We start from the raw sequence: 19,232 nt of genomic DNA, 5'->3' as shown, positions 1-19,232 counted from the left end.
CAGTTATATTACAAGCTTAGACGCGTATTATTTGCTCTTATTCTCAACTACAGTCAGTTTTGGTCTAAGTGTCATGGGGTTCAAGGAAAAAAGAGATACAACAAGCACTTTATATTTGTTGTTAAGCTTATTATTAAGTATAGCCCTGGGTGCTGTACTGATGTTCGTTATACTTATTGGTGGGTTACTGGACAATTGAAGACAAGCTTATGGACCCTGCCGGCCGCCGGCGGGGTCATTTGCTGTGCGTGTGGCAGGGCAATTAATTCAATTTGCTGATTAAACGGGAAAAGTGGACTGGGCGGGAGCTCTGCGGCTGTTGACTCTCCTGTCTGCCCATGACCGCCAGCAACTGGCCCTGGAATACCCGCCGCTGGATTTGGTCGATCCGCTGCATAGCCAGTTCTGTTGGAACCTGAAAGGCCTCTGCAAGGTAAGGGATGGCGTTTTCGCGCAATTCAGGCAGCTTCATGCGGGAGACCATGGAATAGGGCATTGCGGCATACAAAATAAACCGGTCCGACTCATCCTCCTGCTCCTGTGTGAACCGCTCCGGCATTAAAGAATGGCTTCCGGCATGGCGCAGTAAATGACAGAGCTCATGCAGAAACTCCAGACGCTGAAGACTGGCAGGCAGGCGGTTATCGATGAACATGCTGTACATGCCGGCGGTGGCTTCGATCCCTTTGCTGCGGACATCCAGATAATGTACCCAAATGTTGAGCCGTTCCGAGATATGCTCGATGGAGATTTGTGAAGGATGACTGATGCTTAACCGCTTGTATAAATCTTCCGTCCATTTCTCCAGCACTGTCATTTGATAATAGGATTTCATGTTAATCACCTCATAAATAGGATCATATGTTCGGTTCAAAGGCCAAAAGAAAAGCCCTAAGGGCTATGTAGCAATACGGGAAGCAGAGAGAAGCAGCATGTGCTGTGCTTCTCCCGGGTACTCTGTGTGCAACCTTCGGATAGAACGTGCGTTCTTATGCTTTTAGCATAAAGGAATCAGACGCGAATATCAAGTGTTTTTCCAAGATTCGGATCAATGGCGGTCTCCAGCATTTTGGCCATGTTCTGACCTTGAATCTCCGCTTGATTCTTGGCAATATTCAGCACGCTTAATCCTACGGACTGGGCCAGGGAAATCTGGCTGAGCGAAGTTGATAAGGCAGCAATATCCATGTTACACCTCCCCTAATGTATATCGACCAGCCCCGGCTCAAAGATGAGACACCCCTTGTGGGTGTTTGGCATTTGTTTGCCAAATTGCCCAAACAGTGGAGTAGACTCCTACATATTCTGTGCTGTATTCACAATTACTGAGGAGGAATTAACATGGGTGCAGAGTATGGTTGCGGTTGTGGAAATGTTGGTGGAGTGAATCAAGGCCCTCCGGTATGTCCGGTAGTAAGCCCTTATACTTCAACAAGTGCGATTCTGGTATTGTTCATCCTGCTGGTGATTATCACCAAAGCCTGTTTGTTCTAAAATTGCCGCTTTCCTAGAATGCTGGCCCCTTCCTGGCAGAATGCCGGCGGGGGCTATTTCTTTTTTTTGCGATAGGCAGGCCCGATCTGGCGTTTGGTTCTCCCTGTGCTCTCGTCAACCTCAATGATGTACAATTCCTTGACCGTACCTGCCAGCGCGAACCATTCCTGCAGAGCTTCAGCTTCTGTCAGGGGACCGTAGAGCCGCTTTCCGCGATAACAGATATAGAACACCTTTTTCTCCACATATGAGATAAACTTCCATTCTATTTTACGCTTAGAATGGAGATTTTTAAATATTGCATAAAGAACATTTGTTCGCATATAATACAAAGAAATATTCCGTTTCCCATGAAGGAGGGCGAACGTTATGCAAGAGCATGAGACCTTGCGGCTGATCGGGCAGAAGATAGTGATTATCTATCAGGACAAACAAGGCACAATTACACAGCGAACCATAGAGATCCGCGGCAGCAAAGGCGGATTGATCCGGGCAACCTGCCTGACAACAGGGGCTCCACGGGTATTCCGGACGGAGAATATTCTGGCCTGGCAGCGGGCCGGCACCAGACATGCTGGATGATACCGCCCGCAAGCTGCTGCGGATTATGTACCATTTCTACGGCCATTTCCGGAGGATGCCGACCCTGCGGGAGCTGGCACGGCTTAGCGGTCGAACACCGGGAAGTATCCTTCTCGGCTGCCAAGAGCTGTTGCGGGAGGGCTATATTGAGTGGCGGCCGCAGACACCGGTTGAGACGGCGATCATTCTGGAAGGCTGGGAGAGGCCCCCGGAGGAGCCAGCTCCCGGCTTCCGGGGAAGCGGTCATTGGAGCGACTAGTAGTTCATTCGGGCGGACTTCTTGCGGCAATGGCCCGCTGCAATGTCAGGTAATTGTAATTGGGATGAAATGTGTTCACTGCACTTTGTACATTAGGCAGTGAGAAAACCCGGCTTATGTTTGTTTTGACTGCAGAATGAACTTTAGAGACCTCAGAGCGAGTTTGTGCTGCACCAAATACACTGGAATCGTGTTTAGTTAGTGCATATAAGGTTCAGCAGCTACTCATGGCTCTTATCTGATGCGGTCCCGGGCAGCCGCTTATTGGAACTTGAACTGCACACGGGTGCCGTCAGGATATTCTTCCAGCTGATTGCCCACCCAGCTGCCTGCCCCGCGGTTATCGCCGGGAGATATGTATTCAATGTCGGCACCTGCTCCGCCTTCCTCACACATGGCCATGGGCCATTCATCGCGGTCGTATCCTTTTTTGGTAGGGATGCCCTTAAGGGATTGGCTGCGGTTCTGCTCAGCTTGCTCCCGGTTGATCGTACAAATGGCGGATTCACCCTCCGCAATTGCATTCTGGATATGCTCCGCGGTCTGCGGATACTTATCTGTGGGGAATTCCAGTTGAACAATCTCTGAGCCGGACGGAGAAGGGGATGAGGGGGATTTCGGAAACAGCCCCTCTTCTCCGTACAAATAAGAGCCCAGGGCCAGCACGGCAAGAATGATGAGACTGTAGATGAGTTTCTGTACTTTCAATGCTGCTCCTCCTTTTTTGTGCTTAAAATAGTATATCTTATTTCTAATATCCTGTGCGATTTAATATATTCGCTAAAAGCAGAGTGAAAGGGAAGGGGAGATTTGTCGAAACTTTGTGCTTTGGCCGTGTCCAAGTTCTGGACATCCACATACTGTAGTACAAACCGTACGAAGGTGGTGAAGGATGAATGGAACAACGAACGCTGCGGGACTTGGCGGATGCCGCCTCCAGACTGATCAGCGATGTGCAGTGGCAGATAGCATACCGGAATGTGGTGATGAGTCCGGCGAATCCGGCGCTGGCCGCGCCGGCCAGGACATTGCTGAAGGTCCTGTACGCACTGCAAGGCACAGGAATCATTAGCGGCCAACATGATTATTTGGAGACTCCGGATGAATTCAGCGAGAAGCTGAACCAAACCGGCGGACAATATCCGGCACTCCATGGATATGAGCTGGGAGCGATTGAGAACCAGACGGCAGCAGAAATGGACCGGCAGCGGCAGGGTGTGGTCGACAGCGCCATTCGCTGGCATAACACAGGCGGGTTTGTAGCGATCAGCTATCATGCGCACCTGCCCGGAACAGCCCCCTTGTGGTCCAATGTATCGATGGGACTCAGCAATGAGAATTTTAATAAATATATAACACCGGGAACTGCGGAGTATAAGGCGCTGCTTGCCGATCTGGACCAGGTGGCTCTGTATCTGAAACAGCTCGGCGCTGCAGGTGTGCCTGTATTATGGAGACCCTATCATGAAATGAATGGCGGATGGTTCTGGTGGGGACAAAAAAGCAGATTCACAGAACTGTGGGCTCTGATGTTTGACCGCTTTACCAGCTATCATAAGCTGAATCATTTATTGTGGGTATGGAGTCCCAACGCCAGGAACCAATGGGCAGAAGCGCCATCTAACTATTATCCGGGCGGGGGCGCAGTGGATGTGCTGGCCCTTGATATTTATGAAGGGGATTTCAAGGATAGTCATCATGACGAGCTCTGGGATCTGGGCCGCGGCAAGCTGATTGCGATTGGTGAGAATGGGGAACTGCCTTCTCCGGCGCTGCTGGCCAAGTCGCAGACGAAATGGTCTTATCAGATGACTTGGGGTAAACTGCTGTATGAAAAGAATACCGAAACGGTTATCCGGGCATTTATGAAGGACAACTTCGTCTATACAAGGGATGAATATGTGGCTGCGGCCGCCAAAATCATCTCAGACGGCAACAGCCCGGTGCAGAGGGGACTACTGGGGCAATATTTCAACAATGTTACGTTAAGCGGATCTCCTGCGCTGATTCGTACAGACCCCAATATCAACTTTGCCTGGAGACAAGGATCTCCCGACCGGGCGATTCAGGCAGACTTGTTCTCGGTACGGTGGAGCGGCAAGCTTAGCGCGGCTTACAGCGAACGTTACACTCTGTACTCTTCCTCAGACGATGGTATCCGGGTGTGGATTGACAAGGTTCTGGTCATTGACAGCTGGGTTAACCAGAGTGGCCAGGAAAGAGCAGGGAATGTCCAGCTTATCGCAGGCAAGCTGCATGAAATAGTCGTCGAGTATTATGAGAATCTTGGTGATGCGCGGGTCGTCCTGATGTGGCAAAGCCCCAGCCAGGCCAAAACGGTGATCCCGCCGGAAGCTTTCTTCCTTCCATAAACAATAGGTTCGTCCTAAAGCCGGCATGTGCAGAGTTGTCCATAAACAAACCCCGGAGAGTTCTCCGGGGTTTGTTCAGATATGATCACGGTAGCTGATATTATGGGCAGCTTTTTCATCACGTACGGCTTTGCGCAGTACATCTTTTATGGTCTGGGCATTGCGGATTTTCCGGATCAGCAGTTGGGGCGCCGAAGCATCGTCGGAGAATACAATCAATGAACCGATCCCAAGCATACGGTCCGGGATGGATTGGACCACCGATAAATCGCGTACCCGCAGGAGTTCGATCTCCTCCACATTTTTGCCGAACAAGCCGGTCTTTATAATGATTCGCTGGGTGGTCAGGGTATAAGTGGTCGTATTAAGACGGAAGATTCCTTTGAAGCGGTCGGACAGACCTGCAGGTTTCCCTTCCCACAGTACAATTTCCTGCTTCGAAATCTCGTTCATTGCCTGACGGGGGACTGCTGACGGAGCGGCACCTTGCGTGCTTGCTCCACATTCTCCGCAAAATTTGGCGCCAGCGCTGTATTCTGCTCCACATAATGTACAATAAGGCATTAAATCTCATCTCCTCGAGAGTAAGGTTCATCTTGAATACGCTTCATCTTGGGGATTTGTTTCACAACCCCGTCTTTTACATTAATTTCATTTGCGCTTTACAACAAGCCACATTATTCTGTTTAGTGGGGGGAAAGAAAATGAAACATATGTTACGTACAGGGATGGTTATGGTATTCATTCTGCTTAGTGCATGCAGTGGCAAAAATTTGGCGTCAACCGTTCCGGATTCAGAAGAAGAGGTGCAGGAATCGGTACAGAATTTCTACAATCAGATGTCCGAATTCGAGCAGCTGGGGAAATCCTCCTTAGCGGCTTTTAATGAGGCACTCACTTCTTATTCGACTGGTCAGGCTACGGACAAGCAGCTTGAGAAAGCTGTAACCAAGTTCCAGAATGCGGCAGCCGAAATAGCAGACAAAGCGGAGGATGTAAAGGTGTCCTCAGATCTGCCGGAGAACATCGGAAAACTGCTAAGCGAGGCCAAAATCGCTTTTGAGAGCGCCTATGCCATCAAAGAGGAAGCTTCCAAAAGTGCAGTATCTCCGGAAGTTACTGCCGAACAATTTGAAGAAATGAATCAAAAAGCGGATGTAGCGATGCTGTATGGCATCTCCAAGCTAAATGAGGCCAGGGTTGCTTCAGGCCTGCTTGAGCCTGAGGATGGAGTGCAAAACTTACAGCAATAAAATATCAGCAAGAACAGGCGCTGTCCGCATCAGTCAGCGCTTTTTTGCTGTATACAGAATTATACATTTCTTTGGCTTAGAGCGGAAGGTTAAGGTGTCTTTTTTCCTTCTTGATTAAACCAAGCAGATACGGATATAATACAAACATACGTTCGTGTGTTGTGGAGGTTCAGTACAACTGCGGTAGGAGGAATAGCCATGAGCAAGAAGCTGGCGGGAAATGGACTGTGGGAGAGCAGCCGGATGATGCTGCCGGAGCACAAAGGCAGAATTCTGAGGGATGAGCGGGAGACCTTGCGCCGGATGAAGCCTGTTCTGGATGAACAAAAGCAGGAGGAGATTGAATGCACACTGGCTTTGTCGCTGCGCAGTCATGTGCGGGTAACCGTGGTGCTGTTTGATCCTTTTAAGGATCAGTCACTAAGCGGTTTTGTGACGTCGATTCATACCCATTCACGTGAGTTCAAGCTGCAGTGGGCGGAAGAATGGAAATGGATTGATGTGGACAGCATCGTTGAAGCTTATATCGTTTGAATTCTATGAGTCAGGCGTAGCTGCACCCGTTCCATGACAAAAGCAGCCCTATACAGGCTGCAGAGAATCAATAGCCGCTTCAATTCCGCTGACGAGGAGTCTCGTTCCTCTCGTAAGCGATCAAGGTCACCGTGGGATTGCCTGTGAGCGCAGCAAGGGCTGCTTCGGCGCTGCGGATGATCTCAACCGCAGCCTTCTGCTCACTGAGTGGAGCGACCTTGTACGCATCACTATGAATGTCCATAAGTGGATCCCGCCTTTCAGGAATAGGTTCAGGATTAGATTGCCCTTTTGGGCGGATATCATTCTTTGGTGGGCGAAGCTGCCTTGCGCGATCTTTACGTTGCCCCGGACCCTGGTCCGGGGTTTATTTGAGCATAAGCGCCGGTAGATGGGCATACCATGGAGGTTATCCGTACAAGCACAAGCACGTGAGGGGCATTAACTATACCAGAGGGGTGAGAATATGCCAACTTTGGATGAAGTGAACAATAAATCGGCAGCACGCCTGAACGGACTGAATCCTGCTGTTCGGGCTGGAACGGTGGCTCTGATTCAGCGCAGCTACGAGAAAGGCGTGCCAATCGTCATTACCCAGGGCTTACGGACCATCGCCGAGCAGAATGCGCTGTATGCCCAGGGCAGAACCAAACCCGGTCCGATTGTAACCCATGCCCGGGGCGGCACCAGTTACCACAATTATGGCCTGGCTGTAGATTTTGCGCTGCTGCTCCCGGATGGACGTTCCGTATCCTGGGACATGAACCGTGACGGGGACAAGGATACACGTTCAGATTGGCAGGAGGTTATACAGGAGGCCAAGAAGCTTGGCTTTGACTGGGGGGGCGACTGGAGTTCTTTTAAAGATTACTCCCACCTGCAGATGGACTTTGGACTATCAACGAAGCAACTGCAGGCTGGCATGCGCCCGACTGCGCAGCAGGTCAATAACGCTTTACGCCGGATTGACGGAGGTGACGACGAGGTGAACAAGGACATTAAAGTAACTGTAACCTTGAACGGGAAGAAACTTACCGATGGTGTACTCGACAGCGATACCGCCTATGTACCTGTGCGGGCTTTGGCTGAAGCCTTGGGTGCCAAGGTTACGTATGATGCCAAGACCAAAAGTGTCCATATCGTCAAGGAATAAATTTAGCATGTATAGATTATCCGGCATACGGGGAAATTATCAGCGATAACACATAAAGGGAGGCATAACATCTTGAACAAGCTGATAACAAGCCTTGCATGCTGTACTGTTTTGTCAATGACGCTTATGGGTGCCAGCTACGCCAGTCCAGCCAGTGTGACAGGCATGGGAGGCACTACTCAAGGTAAAATGGATACAAACGACGGCATTACGAACAACGGAACCGTAAACAATCCGCTGGGCAATGACAACCGTATGACGACCCCGGATGGCAACATGATGAATGGCACCACAGGCACAATGAACCGGAATAACCGCGGAGACGATTACAGAATCTCACCGCTCACTACCGCCGGACCTAATGGTAACTACCGGGCCAGAGCTACAACAGGAGCTACAAATAATGGAAACGACAATGGTGCTAACTGGGGTTGGCTGGGTCTGGTTGGGTTGCTGGGTTTGGCGGGCATGAGAAACAGATCCACAGGAGATCGCCGTTAATTCAGGTACGCATGAATGGATGGATAGGGAATGGCTCGGGCCAGTTACAGCTGGAACGGGCCATTTTTTAGATCAGCTCACCCGGTATTCCAAAAAATAGTCGTCTCTCCATATAAATTAGGATTGCGCCTTTTCCGGATACATGATATTATATTTCTTGTCGCGTTACTTAACGCAACTTACATTTCATGCCGGGGTGGCGGAACAGGCAGACGCACAGGACTTAAAATCCTGCGGTACGTGAGTACCGTACGGGTTCGACCCCCGTCCTCGGCACTAGTAGAACAAGGGTTTCAGCTCATTAGAGCTGGAACCCTTGTTTGTTTTTAAACGGGTTTGCTAACATTTTGCTAACGCCGCTTCTTTTTCGTGTAGATTCGAGGTTTCCGGTACGCTTGGAATGATGTTTGTACCGACTTTATGATCAGTGGTTCTTATTCAGGTTCTATGTTCGAGGATTCTGTCACGTTCCATTTTCAGTCGCTGGATTTCTGCTTTAATGACTTCTTTACGGCAAGATAAAGTATTTTTGTTGCTGCACTCTAAAGCAAGCTTTACATGGAGTACAGCAATGTCCAGCAGGGTGGAATTGATCTCTTCATCATCCAATACTCGCCAAACGGTATACTTCATTGAGCTGCTTCATTTGCTTTTTTGGAAAATAGATCGTTGATCTTTTGTGCTGTATCTTTTTTAGTCTCCATATCAATGTGAGTATAAGTATTGGCTGTTATGTTGATGGTTGAATGTCCCAGCCATACCTGAATTTCTTTCAGGCTTACGCCATGTTTAATCAAGTAGCTGGCTGTCGAGTGCCTGAGATCATGAAATCTGATGCGGTAATTCGTTCTTTGCGAGTATGTCTTTGAATTTATGGTTCAGGTATTCCGTCTTCTTCATGGGACTGCCGTCAGGGCAGCAACATACAAGACCGCTATCGACGTAATCTTTGCCGTACGACAGTTTGTTTTTCTTCCGCTATTTCTTTAGATGTAATAAGTAGTCTTCGAGTTTTTCCATCAAAGGCAAAATACGCTGGCTTTTTTCGCTTTTAGGTTTCTTTACGACAACCGTTTTGCCGTACTTCACGCGAACTTCTTTAATCGAGATTGTCTTTTCTTCGAAATTGATGCAATCCCACTTTAGCGCAAGCACCTCGGAACGCCGAAGTCCATAATGAGCCGCGAGATATACTGCCGTTTCTAGAAATATTGATCTTTATAATTGGGAGTTAATTTGGAGGGTTATTGGAGAGATGGCTCCTTTTAGAAAAAAAGTATCTATATAAGCTGAACAAAAGAAAATAACAAAAGGCGAAAAGGAGGGAAGGGGAAGTTTGGAACTGTAGGAGCGGTAGCGACCGCCCGAAAGCTTTCCGTAGGAAAGCTAGCATCGTAAGCATAAGCTGTCTTCGAATTTCAACCACAGGTAGGGGTTAAATTGAAGAAATTTGAAGACGGGCAGCGGCCGGAAGTCCAAACATTCACCGTAGTGACGAAAGAAGCTTACGTTAGGCTCTTAAGTTCAGCTTATATATAAGTAAAAATATAAAAGGTACCATAGTGGGCAAAGATCAAAAAATGACTCTAAAATAAACGGCATGAGACAGACTAAAAGATCCGATGGCTCCAGCCGTTAAGCTTGGCGAATGCCTCCACGAAGTAGTAGTCTCCGTATATAAGCGATACGTTGATGTTGGCGTTCTCAGGCTTATGTCCGGTGCCTTGGAGAAGAATCGCTTCATGGTCCGGATTGTCCCAGGTCGCATAATTCTCGCTAAGTGAATACAGGATTCTCTCGGCAGCCGCGTTATAGATCCGGCGTTCTGTGGATGGAACCAGCTCAGCAAGTTCGAGCAGACCGGATGCTGCGATGGCGGCAGCGGAAGTATCGCGCGGCTCGTTTTCTATGTTTTCTACGCGGAAATCCCAATACGGCACATAGTCTTCCGGCAGGGCGGCGACAAAGTAATGCGCTACCCGCTTCGCAGCGTGCAAATAACGCTCAAGTCCGGTGCATCGGTAAGCAATCGCGAGGCCATGAAGCGCCCAGGCATTGCCTCGGCTCCACGCCGAGGAGCCGGAAAAGCCTTGACCGCCCAGCGGTTCTATAAACGCGCCCGTCTCCGGATCAAAAGATAAAATATGACATACCGAGCTGTCCTCGCGAATGGCGTAACGGAGGAAGGTGTCCGCGTGACGTATCGCGATATGCTTGTAACGCGGGTCGCCGGTCGTGCGGCTTGCCCAGAACAACAGGGGGATATTCATCATGCAATCAACAATGGCCCAGCCGAGCGCCTCTTGCCCGTTCCACGCACGAATAAACTCGCCATTCACGTTGAAGCGGCCCGCGAGGAAGTTTGCCGCCTTCAAGCCAATTCGCAGACCTTCCTGATCGCCCGTTAATTCGTATTTGATGACAGCAGTCGGCAGAAACTGAAAGCCGACATCGTGATGCAATTGTACGGGATGCTCGCAGAAGCAGCGCTCCAGCTTGGCGTCCCATTCCCAAGTGGCTGCCTTGAATGACTCTTTCCCTGTTACATCATGCATAACCCAGAGCAGGCCGGGCCAGAAGCCGGACGTCCACCAGTTATCGTCTGTGCTGTCATAGATGCCGTTGGCTTTTGCCACATGTGGTGTTTTATCTCCAATTTGGTTTATCATACGCTCTACCTTTTCGGTTAATTGCGCCAATATTTTTTCTTTGTATGCCTGATTCATTTTGTAGTAAGCCTCCTCGTTGACCCATGATTGTGGTTAAGCTGCTTGCTAACATTATAGTCTCTGACAAATGGGCAAAGTTACGCTACAATGGTTAAAAATGTTGTTCTGTTGACTTGTTGAAATGAAGGGGTGCAATCAGTGAAGGGGACGCTGTTTCAGGAAATGGATTACGGGGGACTGACTTTTCTTTGGTCATACCGCAACTGGTCGCAGCAAGATTTCGAGGGGTATTACCATTGGCATCGGGGCTTCGAGGTGCTGGCTGTGCATCAGGGACACGGCTCGGTTACCGTCAATCAGAAGACGTACGAGCTTAAGCCCGGCATGCTGTTTTATTTCCAACCCTATCAGCTGCATAATGTTTATGCGGAAGTGGATGAAAGCCGGCCGTATGAACGCAGCGTCTTTCATTTCGACCCTGTATTTATGAAGGGCTACTTGAGGACGTTTCCGGCTCTTTATGACGTCTATAAACGAATGCTTCAAGGGCTTATCGCTTTGCAGGGCATAGATATGATCGATTGCAATGAAGAGTTGAATGCCGCTTGCTCCGCATTCCAGAATAGCCTGCTCGCTTCCTCCGCCAGCAGCAAGGACGAGCAGAGCGCGCTTTATTTGTTGAAGGTGCTGTCGTTAATTATACGAAAGGTTATTCCGGGGCCCAAACAGGAGGAGCATATGAAGCCGATTCGCCAATCGGAACGTGTTATGGCATGGATTGAAAATCATTACGGGGAGCCCTTTCAGCTGGAGCTGCTTGCGGACGAGCTTCATATGTCAAAATCTTATTTGTCCCGGCTGTTTCGGCAAGAGACGGGTAGCAATATTACGGGCTATTTGACAGCCCGCAGAATGCAGCAGGCTTGCAGTCTGCTTCAAACGACGAACAAATCCGTAGAAGTGATCGGCGAACAGGTAGGGTTTACGAGCACCTCTTATTTTATTAGCCTGTTCAAACGGATTATGGGCGTGTCTCCGCATCAATACCGCCTGAGGCTGTAGCGGGGAAGCAGCGGTAATATAATAGCTGCTTCGTTCCAATTAAGGATTCTCTACCTTGTGAAGCTGGTTCTGAACGCGGTATTTGCTGGGACTGGCGTGAAAATGAGCCCGGAAGGCGCGGCAGAAATAAGGATAGCTGCGAAACCCGGAGGCTTCGGCGATATCTTCCAGTTTCATGTCGCTGTATAGAATTTTCTCCGAGGCAATAGACAGCCTGATCTCGATGACATAACGCATTGGAGATTGTCCGAACGCTTGCTTGAACAAGTGGGAGGCAGTCGATACGCTGATGCCATAACGTTCGGCGATATGGGTCAGCGTCAGAGGCTCGGTAGCATGCTTCTCCAAATACTGCTTCATTTTGTAAGGAATGTTGAGCTCCGGCCTGGAGGCCGCCGCCGTCTGCTTCCGTACATACCTCTCGATAGTTAGACATAAAACTTTGATCAAAGCGTCCATCATCTCCGCATTATCCCCATGAATATTCCGCTTCTCATAGATCAGTTTTCTCCACAATGCCAAGAAGTCTTCCGCCGTATCCAGATGAACCTTGCTTGGAAAATCGTTCCGGCTGCACCACTGCTGAACCCATGCTCCGCTGCAGGATAAGTAGTAATCGGCGCTCTCAATTGGCTGAGAGACGTCAGCGTCTTTATCGGCCTCAACCACTAACCGGTAGTATTCCCCTGGCTTGCGGATGATCAGATCGCCGGGCTGCACAACATGTGTCTGATAGTTAATCTCGACACGGCATGTCCCTTTTACCTGGAAGCGCAGGAGCAAGCGATTGTCGGCTGTGCCCTTTTGCAAGGAGCCGGTGAATGGAGAAGTATGATGAGAATAACCGATCAACAGGCAATCGATCCACGATGCGTCCATCATTTGCTGCCACCTCCAAGTGAGTAAACTATTTCTACTATCATAAATGTTGCAAAATAAGTCAACAAGCAGAGAATCGGATATTCACTTCTAAATCAGTTATCACTATACTGGGGATTAATGAAGTAAAGGGAGATGGTAGTTTGTTAAAAGATAAGATTGCGGTTCAATTGTATACGCTTCGCGAGGAATGCCATGCAGATTTCCCGGGAGTTCTTCGTAAAATAAGTCAAATTGGCTATGGCGGCGTACAGTTTGCGGGCTTTCAAGGCTATGACCCGCAGGAACTCAAAGCGGTTTTGGACGAAGTTGGATTGAAGACGGCGGGCATGCATGTTGGTTTCCATGACATTGTTGCGAACACAGGCAAAGTGGTCTCGGACGCCAGGCTGTTCGACACACGGGATATTATTTGCCCGAGTATTCCCGCTGAGCTGCGAAATGAAGGCGGATACAAACAACTGAAGAAAGATTTGAACGGTATTGCGAAGCATTTGAAGGGCGAAGGCTTCCGAATCAGCTATCACAATCATGCTTTTGAATTTGAAACAGTGATAGAGGGGCAGAACGCGCTTTCGTACTTGCTTGAGGCTGCTGTAGACAATGAAATCCTTGCAGAGCTGGATGTATACTGGCTTCAGAAGTGTGGTTTAGAGCCAGTAACATTCTTCAAGCCATATTCGGACAGGATGCCGATTGTACATATGAAGGATATGACCGCAGATGGTGAGCAGGCATTTGCGGAAATCGGTACAGGTTCGATTGAATTCGAACCGATTATTCGCTGGGGAGAGGAGAACGGAGTCGAGTGGTACGTAGTAGAACAGGATGTTTGCAGAACAGCACCGATGGACTGCGTGCAAACTAGCTTTACCAATCTATATAATTTAATGTCAAATCTGCAACCGAATCTGTTCGGTGAAGCCTGAGAACGCGACTGCCGAAAGGGCGGGCCTCAGTGAGCCGCGAATTGAACAACCGGAACAGCTTTGCTGGCTTTTTTTGTAGAGAGAGGACAGCTCGTCCGAACATCAAACCATCCGGCGCTTCTCAGCTGAAGCGCCGGATGGTTTGCCCGTTATGGAAAGGGCCGGCAATACGGATATGCTCGCAGGGCTCGCCCTGGTTGGCGAGGCGCCACAGCATTTTCTCAGCCGCTTTATATCCGGTCTCCCTGATCAGAAGCTGGGGGCGGCTTAAATGCGGCAGCGCCGCCACCGGTCCGTTGGCCAATCCGACTAGGGAGATGTCCTCCGGGATGCGATAGCCCAGGGTGGTAAGGCTGTCGTACAGCCTTACGATATCTTCATCGATGCCGGCAATGATTGCTGTTGGTTGGCTGCTGCGCAGCTTGTCGATCAGCATGGACTCGTCCCAAACGTCCGTTATATGCAGTTCTGCGTCATGATCCAACTGAAGCTCACCCATCATTTCCTCAAACGCCTGCCATCTTCTTGTATACCCCCGCTGGCTGTGAGTATCTCCTACGTACATAATACGGGTATGGCCAAGCTGCGCGAGCCGGTCCACGGCCATGCAGACGGCTTCGAACACATCCCAGATTACGCTGTCGATCCGGGAAAGCGGTCTCGGATAATTAATCAGCACCTTGGGTAAAGGCAGCTCTAACAGCTTGCGCTCCGTGGAGTCCGAGAGCAGCCGGGGCGCGATGAACAGACCGTCCGCCGTCGGCAAATTGCGCTTCTCCATCCAGTCCGAGAATGCGTGATCCGGCACATCCTCATCCAGCACATAGCTTTCCAGTCGATGATCCAATTGATCGAGCCTCTCTCTTAACCCCTCTGTCAACAATACGTTGTAATTCATAGATTGCCGGGATTGTATCAATACAAATCGAAATTGGAAGGTAGGGTAGGGCGCGATGCCGCGGCTGACCATCTCACGTGCCTGAGATACAGTCAAATAGCCGCGCACGGAGGCTGTTCGTATAATGCGGCTCCGCGTTTCCTCGGACATGCCGGCTCGTCCGCTCAGTGCTTTGGATATGGTCTGAATCGAAAAACCAAGTTCTTTGGAAAGATCGTGCAGAGTAATTGATTTACGAGTCCCCAACTTCAAAACCGCCTTCCTCTTTTCTCCGTGTGGTTAGGGGATGCGAACGTAAAGCTATCGTCCACGCTAACGCTTGACAGCTCTATTTTAAACTAAAGTTCAACTACTTTAGAAGTCCCCCGGCTCCTATAATGAAAATACTTTCAGAGGAGGGGTTAAGCATGAGAAAAATAGAGACGGATATTGTGGTATGCGGCGGAGGGCCGGCGGGGATCAATGCGGCGCTGGCAGCTGGAAGAAGCGGGGCTCGAACGCTGCTGATTGAACGATACGGTTTTCTTGGCGGCATGTCGACTGCAGCTCTGGTCTATCCATGGATGACCTTTCACACGATGGATGGCAAGCAGGTCATTGCCGGAACAGCGCAGGAAATTGTAGACCGCTTGATGGCCGAGGGAGCTTCACCCGGTCACGTTCGCGATACGGTAGGTTTTGTAAAGACGATCACCCCTTATGATCCTGAAGTGTATAAGGTGTTAATCATCGATATGCTGCGCGAGGCGGGCGTGAAGGTGCTGCTGCACAGCTTCATGGACGAAGTGCAGACCAGGGACGGCCTCATTGAAACGGTACGATTGGCTACCAAGTCCGGGAAGTACGAAATTTCGGCGAAGCAGTTCATCGATGCGACAGGGGACGCCGATCTGTCCTATCTGTCAGGCGCGCCGTGCTTGCAGGGACGCGACAGCGACAATTTGACGCAGCCGATGACGATGAAGTTCCGAATGAGAGGCGTTGATCTGGCGAAGGTGAAACGGTATATGATCGAGCATCCGGACGAGTTTTACAAGAAGACACCTTTCGATGAACTGGAGGAACTGCCATTGTCCGGCGTATTGGGTTACTTCAAGCATTGGAAGGAGGCTGACCTGCCTATTAACAGAGACCAGGTCCTGTTCTTCACAGGTCCGGGACCGGACGAGGTGCTTGTCAATACGACTCGTGTTCAAGGGCTGGACGGAACTGAACTGGAGGATTTGACGGAAGGAGAGGTTCAGGGCAGGAAGCAGGTGCGCATGGTCGCGGATTTCATGGCCCGCTGCTTGCCAGGCTTCGAGAACGCTTCCATCTCTTCGGTCGGAGCGCAAATCGGCATACGTGAGAGCCGCAGAATAGACGGCTGCTATTCACTCCAGGTACAGGATGTTGTGGATGGACGCGCGTTCGACGATTGCATTGCACGAAGCGGATATCCCATCGACATTCACGATCCGTCCGGCAAGGGCGTACAGGCCGCATGGGTCCAGGGAGATGGGGCATACGATATTCCTTACCGCTGTTTGCTGCCGAAGCGGATTGACAATCTGCTCGTGGCAGGCCGCTGCATCTCGACGACGCATGAGGCGCTGGCAACGACGCGTCTGACACCTAGCTGCATGGCGACAGGACAGGCTGCGGGTACGGCGGCAGCAATTGCATGGGAGCAGGGTATATCACCGGGAAAAATCGACATTGGACTGCTGCAGGAGCGGCTAATTCATAACGGCGCGCTGCTTCGCAGCGGGCAGACTGTATAGCGCGTATCCGCCAGCAAGATAACGGCCAAATTCAATTGAAGAAATAATTGGAACATGGTAGACTTTCTCATAAGGTCGCCTCGTATCGGAAGTTTGTTGGAAAACAAACATTCTACCGGATGAGCGGCCTTTTTTACCATGTGATAGTATTTGTTTTCGCTTACAATCTGTCAGGAGGAATCGGTGAAATGAAGCGGTATATTTCGATACGAGCCAAATTTATAACCCTGTTCGTTCTGCTTATCACCATTCCATTCCTGATAAGCGGAATCAGCACTTACAACAAATTTGCGGAGGAAACCGAAAAAAACTCGAGGGCGTACTCCATGCAAATTATGAATCAAGTGAAAATTAATTTGGAAAATACGATAAAAGACGCGGACAGAATAACTGTGGCTCCCTTGTATAACGAAGACGTGCTGCGTATTTTGGAGAAGCACAGTTATGAAGAACCAGGTGAAGAGAAGCTTATTCCGTCGGAGGAAATTACCAAAATGGCAAGAGTAGCGGCTTCGCTTACATTGGATCAGCCCGGAATTGAACGAATGATCTTTTTCACTGGCGACGGCATTATGTACAGCGTCGAAGAAAAACTGACGCAGCGTTATTGGAACGAGAAAGGGAATAGCTGGCTGCAGGAGGTGCTGGATGCGGAAGGAAGGCTTGTCATTATCGAACCTCACGAGACAACTTATTACAAACGTTCGGAGCGGGTTATTTCCGCTGCCAGAGCATTGAATCACCCTGCAACAGGCCAAAGCATCGGGGTTGTCAAAATTGATTTTAACATGAAAGAGCTCGAAGCGTTATTGTCAGAAGTGTGGTTGAGCGACAACAGCCAGTTTTACTTGACAAAGGATAACGGCGAGCTGTTATTTCCGGATGAACTGGTTAATTTCCCGGATACCGGTCCGGGGGACGGAACGATAGATTGGAACGGCCAGACTTATCTGTACACAACCATGCACTCCAAATCAACGAAAGTGAATATTCACGGACTTATCCCGATGGCCGATTTGCAACGGGGCGGCAAGGAAATCGTCGGATTTACGATCCTCATTTCAGTCATATCGCTTATCATTGCCTATTTGCTTGCGATCTTTACGTCAGAGCGGCTGGTCAGGCCGATTCGTTATCTTCAGTCGCGCATGCGGCGGGTAAAGGACGGGGCTTTCAGCGAACGGGCAGATTTGAGCTTGATGAATCGCGATGAAATCGGGCAATTGGCCCAGGGTTTCAATCTGATGGTGACGGAAGTGGAGAGACTGGTCAAGGAGGTATATGAAACGAAACTGCGCGAACGCGAAGCCGAGCTGTCGGCTCTGCAAAGCCAGATTAATCCGCATTTTCTGTACAACACGTTGGAATTGGTAAGCATGCAGGCGCTGAAGGAGAGAAATCTCGAAATCAGCGACATTGTTGCCAGCTTGGGGAAAATGCTGAGATACACGGTTGACAAGCAGGAACGGCCGGTGCAATTGAAGGAGGAGATACGGTTCGTTCACGCTTATTTGCAAATTCAGTTATCCAGGCATGGCGAGAAGCTGAGTTCGGAAATGTATGTGGATCCGTCCTTCGAATCTTGTCTTGTACCAAAGCTGCTGCTTCAGCCGCTGGTTGAGAATGCATTGGAGCACGGAATGGGGAATAGCGGATTAACGATAACGATCAGGGCATCCGTGCTGGATCAGGATTTGCTCCTGACTGTACAGGATAATGGGGTGGGGATGCCGCCGCAACGTTTATTGGAGGTTCGCGAGCAGATGTTGTGCAAGCCGGAGCGGGACGGCAGCCGTCCAAAGTTTGGAGATACACTTAAAGGCTATGCCATCAAAAATATTCACCACCGCATTCAACTGCTTTATGGCGTGGAATACGGCTTAAGCGTGGAGAGCGATGAGGCTTCCGGAACACTATGGAGAATCCGGCTGCCATTACGATGGGGGGAATTGGAATGTACAATGTGATGCTGGTAGAAGACGAGAAGAAAATTCAGGAAGGGTTAAAGATAATGATCGAGGAAGTGATCGGCAGTTACAGGGTAACCGCAGAAGCGGAGCACGGTTTCGCCGCGCTGGAGCTTCTCAGAATGCAATCGGTAGATTTGCTGATTACGGATATCCGTATGCCCCAGATGAACGGAATCGAGTTATTGCGGCATGTCCGGGGGCTATATCCCGACCTTCCCGTATTAATCATCAGCGGGCATGAAGATTTCACTTATGCCAAGGCGGCGATGCGTCACAATGCGTCGGATTACATCCTGAAGCCGGTGGACCGGATTGAGCTTTCCCATTTTCTATTGAATTTGAAAGCGCGGCTGGACCGCGAGAGGGCGGTAGAGACGCCTAACGCCGAAGCGGCCCATGAAGATCTGACGATTCGAAGAGTGAAGGAACTGGTCGTCTCTTGTCTGGATCAGGATGTTTCACTTCCATTCATCGCGGAGCAAGTGCATTTGAATCATCAATATTTATCCACGTTGTTTAAAGTGAAGACCGGACAAAATTATTCTGATTATGTGACGGCCTGCCGGATGAGTAAAGCCAGAGAGCTGTTGACCCATACACATTTGAAAATATACGAGATCGCCAACCTTTGCGGCTATGCCGGCGCCAATCACTTTATGGCCGTGTTCCGGCAGCATTGCGGAGTGAAGCCTACCGAATATAGAAAAAGGCCGCTGAGTTAAGGCCGGTCAGATGATTGAGCACAAAACAAAACAGATGCTATGAATATCGTAGTTTTTCTCGAAAATGTGTTGTTTTTCACTGACAGGCTGATTTGTATACTTATTGTTAAGCGCTTCCAATTGGCGCGGAGACTTCATGTATTGCGACAGAATGACTACATTCGGATGTCCGGGAGGTGCAAGAGAAGAGCA

General features: G+C 49.7%; 25 protein-coding genes and 1 tRNA gene. 14 read left to right on the top strand and 12 right to left on the bottom strand.

Translation table 11 applies throughout. The features are described from left to right. Positions 1 to 262: 262 nt before the first annotated feature. Together IEY53_RS27575 and IEY53_RS27570 are read right to left on the bottom strand one after the other, a co-directional pair. Entirely contained in the window at positions 263 to 835 is a 573-nt protein-coding gene (locus IEY53_RS27575) for an ImmA/IrrE family metallo-endopeptidase (RefSeq protein ID WP_189030704.1), read from the bottom strand. 176 nt (positions 836 to 1,011) lie between these two features. Continuing rightward, positions 1,012 to 1,188, bottom strand: coding sequence for a YjfB family protein (locus IEY53_RS27570; protein WP_189030702.1), 177 nt, complete (start codon positions 1,186 to 1,188; stop codon positions 1,012 to 1,014). Positions 1,189 to 1,341: 153 nt separating this feature from the next. Here IEY53_RS27570 and IEY53_RS27565 point away from each other — a divergent pair, with 153 nt between their 5' ends. Beyond that, positions 1,342 to 1,494 carry a hypothetical protein gene (locus IEY53_RS27565; protein WP_189030738.1) on the top strand — a complete coding sequence of 51 codons (153 nt, stop codon included), beginning with the start codon at positions 1,342 to 1,344 and terminating at the stop codon, positions 1,492 to 1,494. A gap of 53 nt (positions 1,495 to 1,547) precedes the next feature. Here IEY53_RS27565 and IEY53_RS27560 read toward each other — a convergent pair whose 3' ends face one another. Beyond that, positions 1,548 to 1,739: a hypothetical protein gene (locus tag IEY53_RS27560; RefSeq protein WP_189030700.1), complete on the bottom strand. Its 192-nt coding sequence runs from the start codon at positions 1,737 to 1,739 to the stop codon at positions 1,548 to 1,550. A gap of 124 nt (positions 1,740 to 1,863) precedes the next feature. On the opposite strand from IEY53_RS27560, the gene IEY53_RS27555 reads away from it, so the two are divergent. Both IEY53_RS27555 and IEY53_RS27550 read left to right on the top strand, forming a co-directional pair. Further along, on the top strand, positions 1,864 to 2,076 hold the full coding sequence (locus tag IEY53_RS27555; RefSeq protein ID WP_189030698.1) for a hypothetical protein: 213 nt from the start codon (positions 1,864 to 1,866) through the stop codon (positions 2,074 to 2,076). Then, entirely contained in the window at positions 2,066 to 2,335 is a 270-nt protein-coding gene (locus tag IEY53_RS27550; protein ID WP_189030697.1) for a hypothetical protein, read from the top strand. Before IEY53_RS27555 ends, IEY53_RS27550 begins: the two co-directional genes overlap by 11 nt. 261 nt (positions 2,336 to 2,596) lie before the next feature. On the opposite strand, the gene IEY53_RS27545 is transcribed toward IEY53_RS27550, so the two are convergent. Further along, positions 2,597 to 3,043 (bottom strand): NucA/NucB deoxyribonuclease domain-containing protein, encoded by a 447-nt coding sequence (locus tag IEY53_RS27545; protein ID WP_189030696.1) that lies wholly within the window; start codon positions 3,041 to 3,043, stop codon positions 2,597 to 2,599. Between the two features lie 188 nt (positions 3,044 to 3,231). On the opposite strand from IEY53_RS27545, the gene IEY53_RS27540 reads away from it, so the two are divergent. Beyond that, the gene (locus tag IEY53_RS27540; protein WP_189030695.1) at positions 3,232 to 4,707 is read left to right on the top strand and encodes a glycosyl hydrolase; all 1,476 of its coding nucleotides are present in this window, start codon (positions 3,232 to 3,234) and stop codon (positions 4,705 to 4,707) included. Positions 4,708 to 4,782: 75 nt separating this feature from the next. Here the strand turns inward: IEY53_RS27540 and IEY53_RS27535 are convergent, their stop codons facing one another. Continuing rightward, positions 4,783 to 5,271: a zinc ribbon domain-containing protein gene (locus tag IEY53_RS27535; RefSeq protein ID WP_189030694.1), complete on the bottom strand. Its 489-nt coding sequence runs from the start codon at positions 5,269 to 5,271 to the stop codon at positions 4,783 to 4,785. A 140-nt stretch (positions 5,272 to 5,411) separates the two neighbouring features. On the opposite strand from IEY53_RS27535, the gene IEY53_RS27530 reads away from it, so the two are divergent. Together IEY53_RS27530 and IEY53_RS27525 are read left to right on the top strand one after the other, a co-directional pair. Further along, positions 5,412 to 5,960: a hypothetical protein gene (locus IEY53_RS27530; protein WP_189030693.1), complete on the top strand. Its 549-nt coding sequence runs from the start codon at positions 5,412 to 5,414 to the stop codon at positions 5,958 to 5,960. Between the two features lie 198 nt (positions 5,961 to 6,158). Next, a complete protein-coding gene (locus IEY53_RS27525) occupies positions 6,159 to 6,494 on the top strand; it encodes a YolD-like family protein (protein WP_251038527.1) in 336 nt (111 codons plus the stop codon). Between the two features lie 79 nt (positions 6,495 to 6,573). Here the strand turns inward: IEY53_RS27525 and IEY53_RS27520 are convergent, their stop codons facing one another. Then, entirely contained in the window at positions 6,574 to 6,738 is a 165-nt protein-coding gene (locus tag IEY53_RS27520; RefSeq protein ID WP_189030692.1) for a hypothetical protein, read from the bottom strand. Positions 6,739 to 6,960: 222 nt separating this feature from the next. On the opposite strand from IEY53_RS27520, the gene IEY53_RS27515 reads away from it, so the two are divergent. The 3 genes from IEY53_RS27515 (at position 6,961) to IEY53_RS27505 (ending at position 8,424) form a co-directional block, all read left to right on the top strand. Beyond that, positions 6,961 to 7,647: a M15 family metallopeptidase gene (locus IEY53_RS27515; RefSeq protein ID WP_189030691.1), complete on the top strand. Its 687-nt coding sequence runs from the start codon at positions 6,961 to 6,963 to the stop codon at positions 7,645 to 7,647. A gap of 72 nt (positions 7,648 to 7,719) precedes the next feature. Next, positions 7,720 to 8,148: a WGxxGxxG family protein gene (locus IEY53_RS35405; RefSeq protein ID WP_229696394.1), complete on the top strand. Its 429-nt coding sequence runs from the start codon at positions 7,720 to 7,722 to the stop codon at positions 8,146 to 8,148. A 190-nt stretch (positions 8,149 to 8,338) separates the two neighbouring features. After that, a tRNA-Leu gene (locus tag IEY53_RS27505) sits at positions 8,339 to 8,424 on the top strand. Positions 8,425 to 8,586: 162 nt separating this feature from the next. On the opposite strand, the gene IEY53_RS27500 is transcribed toward IEY53_RS27505, so the two are convergent. The 4 genes from IEY53_RS27500 to IEY53_RS27485 all read right to left on the bottom strand — a co-directional run bounded on the left by IEY53_RS27500 (position 8,587) and on the right by IEY53_RS27485 (position 10,874). Next, entirely contained in the window at positions 8,587 to 8,757 is a 171-nt protein-coding gene (locus tag IEY53_RS27500; RefSeq protein WP_189030689.1) for a hypothetical protein, read from the bottom strand. A 20-nt stretch (positions 8,758 to 8,777) separates the two neighbouring features. Next, positions 8,778 to 9,023: a tyrosine-type recombinase/integrase gene (locus tag IEY53_RS27495; protein ID WP_189030728.1), complete on the bottom strand. Its 246-nt coding sequence runs from the start codon at positions 9,021 to 9,023 to the stop codon at positions 8,778 to 8,780. Between the two features lie 103 nt (positions 9,024 to 9,126). After that, positions 9,127 to 9,360 (bottom strand): tyrosine-type recombinase/integrase, encoded by a 234-nt coding sequence (locus IEY53_RS36180; protein ID WP_189030726.1) that lies wholly within the window; start codon positions 9,358 to 9,360, stop codon positions 9,127 to 9,129. Positions 9,361 to 9,758: 398 nt separating this feature from the next. Beyond that, positions 9,759 to 10,874, bottom strand: coding sequence for a glycoside hydrolase family 88 protein (locus IEY53_RS27485; RefSeq protein WP_189030687.1), 1,116 nt, complete (start codon positions 10,872 to 10,874; stop codon positions 9,759 to 9,761). Positions 10,875 to 11,015: 141 nt separating this feature from the next. Here IEY53_RS27485 and IEY53_RS27480 point away from each other — a divergent pair, with 141 nt between their 5' ends. Beyond that, positions 11,016 to 11,879 carry an AraC family transcriptional regulator gene (locus IEY53_RS27480; protein ID WP_189030685.1) on the top strand — a complete coding sequence of 288 codons (864 nt, stop codon included), beginning with the start codon at positions 11,016 to 11,018 and terminating at the stop codon, positions 11,877 to 11,879. A 39-nt stretch (positions 11,880 to 11,918) separates the two neighbouring features. Here the strand turns inward: IEY53_RS27480 and IEY53_RS27475 are convergent, their stop codons facing one another. Next, positions 11,919 to 12,761: a helix-turn-helix domain-containing protein gene (locus IEY53_RS27475; protein ID WP_189030683.1), complete on the bottom strand. Its 843-nt coding sequence runs from the start codon at positions 12,759 to 12,761 to the stop codon at positions 11,919 to 11,921. A 140-nt stretch (positions 12,762 to 12,901) separates the two neighbouring features. Between IEY53_RS27475 and IEY53_RS27470 the strand changes: the two genes are divergently transcribed. Next, the gene (locus tag IEY53_RS27470; protein ID WP_189030681.1) at positions 12,902 to 13,687 is read left to right on the top strand and encodes a sugar phosphate isomerase/epimerase family protein; all 786 of its coding nucleotides are present in this window, start codon (positions 12,902 to 12,904) and stop codon (positions 13,685 to 13,687) included. A gap of 121 nt (positions 13,688 to 13,808) precedes the next feature. Here the strand turns inward: IEY53_RS27470 and IEY53_RS27465 are convergent, their stop codons facing one another. Beyond that, positions 13,809 to 14,837: a LacI family DNA-binding transcriptional regulator gene (locus tag IEY53_RS27465; protein ID WP_189030679.1), complete on the bottom strand. Its 1,029-nt coding sequence runs from the start codon at positions 14,835 to 14,837 to the stop codon at positions 13,809 to 13,811. A 155-nt stretch (positions 14,838 to 14,992) separates the two neighbouring features. Between IEY53_RS27465 and IEY53_RS27460 the strand changes: the two genes are divergently transcribed. The 3 genes from IEY53_RS27460 to IEY53_RS27450 all read left to right on the top strand — a co-directional run bounded on the left by IEY53_RS27460 (position 14,993) and on the right by IEY53_RS27450 (position 19,040). After that, a complete protein-coding gene (locus tag IEY53_RS27460) occupies positions 14,993 to 16,348 on the top strand; it encodes an FAD-dependent oxidoreductase (protein ID WP_189030677.1) in 1,356 nt (451 codons plus the stop codon). 188 nt (positions 16,349 to 16,536) lie between these two features. Continuing rightward, the gene (locus IEY53_RS27455) at positions 16,537 to 18,315 is read left to right on the top strand and encodes a cache domain-containing sensor histidine kinase (RefSeq protein ID WP_189030675.1); all 1,779 of its coding nucleotides are present in this window, start codon (positions 16,537 to 16,539) and stop codon (positions 18,313 to 18,315) included. Further along, complete coding sequence (locus IEY53_RS27450; protein WP_189030673.1) at positions 18,303 to 19,040, top strand: response regulator transcription factor; 738 nt, start codon at positions 18,303 to 18,305, stop codon at positions 19,038 to 19,040. Before IEY53_RS27455 ends, IEY53_RS27450 begins: the two co-directional genes overlap by 13 nt. The last annotated feature ends 192 nt before the right edge of the window (positions 19,041 to 19,232 follow it).

The organism is Paenibacillus albidus (assembly GCF_014644435.1).
Classification (GTDB): Bacteria; Bacillota; Bacilli; order Paenibacillales; family Paenibacillaceae; genus Paenibacillus_AQ; species Paenibacillus_AQ albidus.
This window is presented reverse-complemented; position numbering and strand designations above follow the sequence as displayed.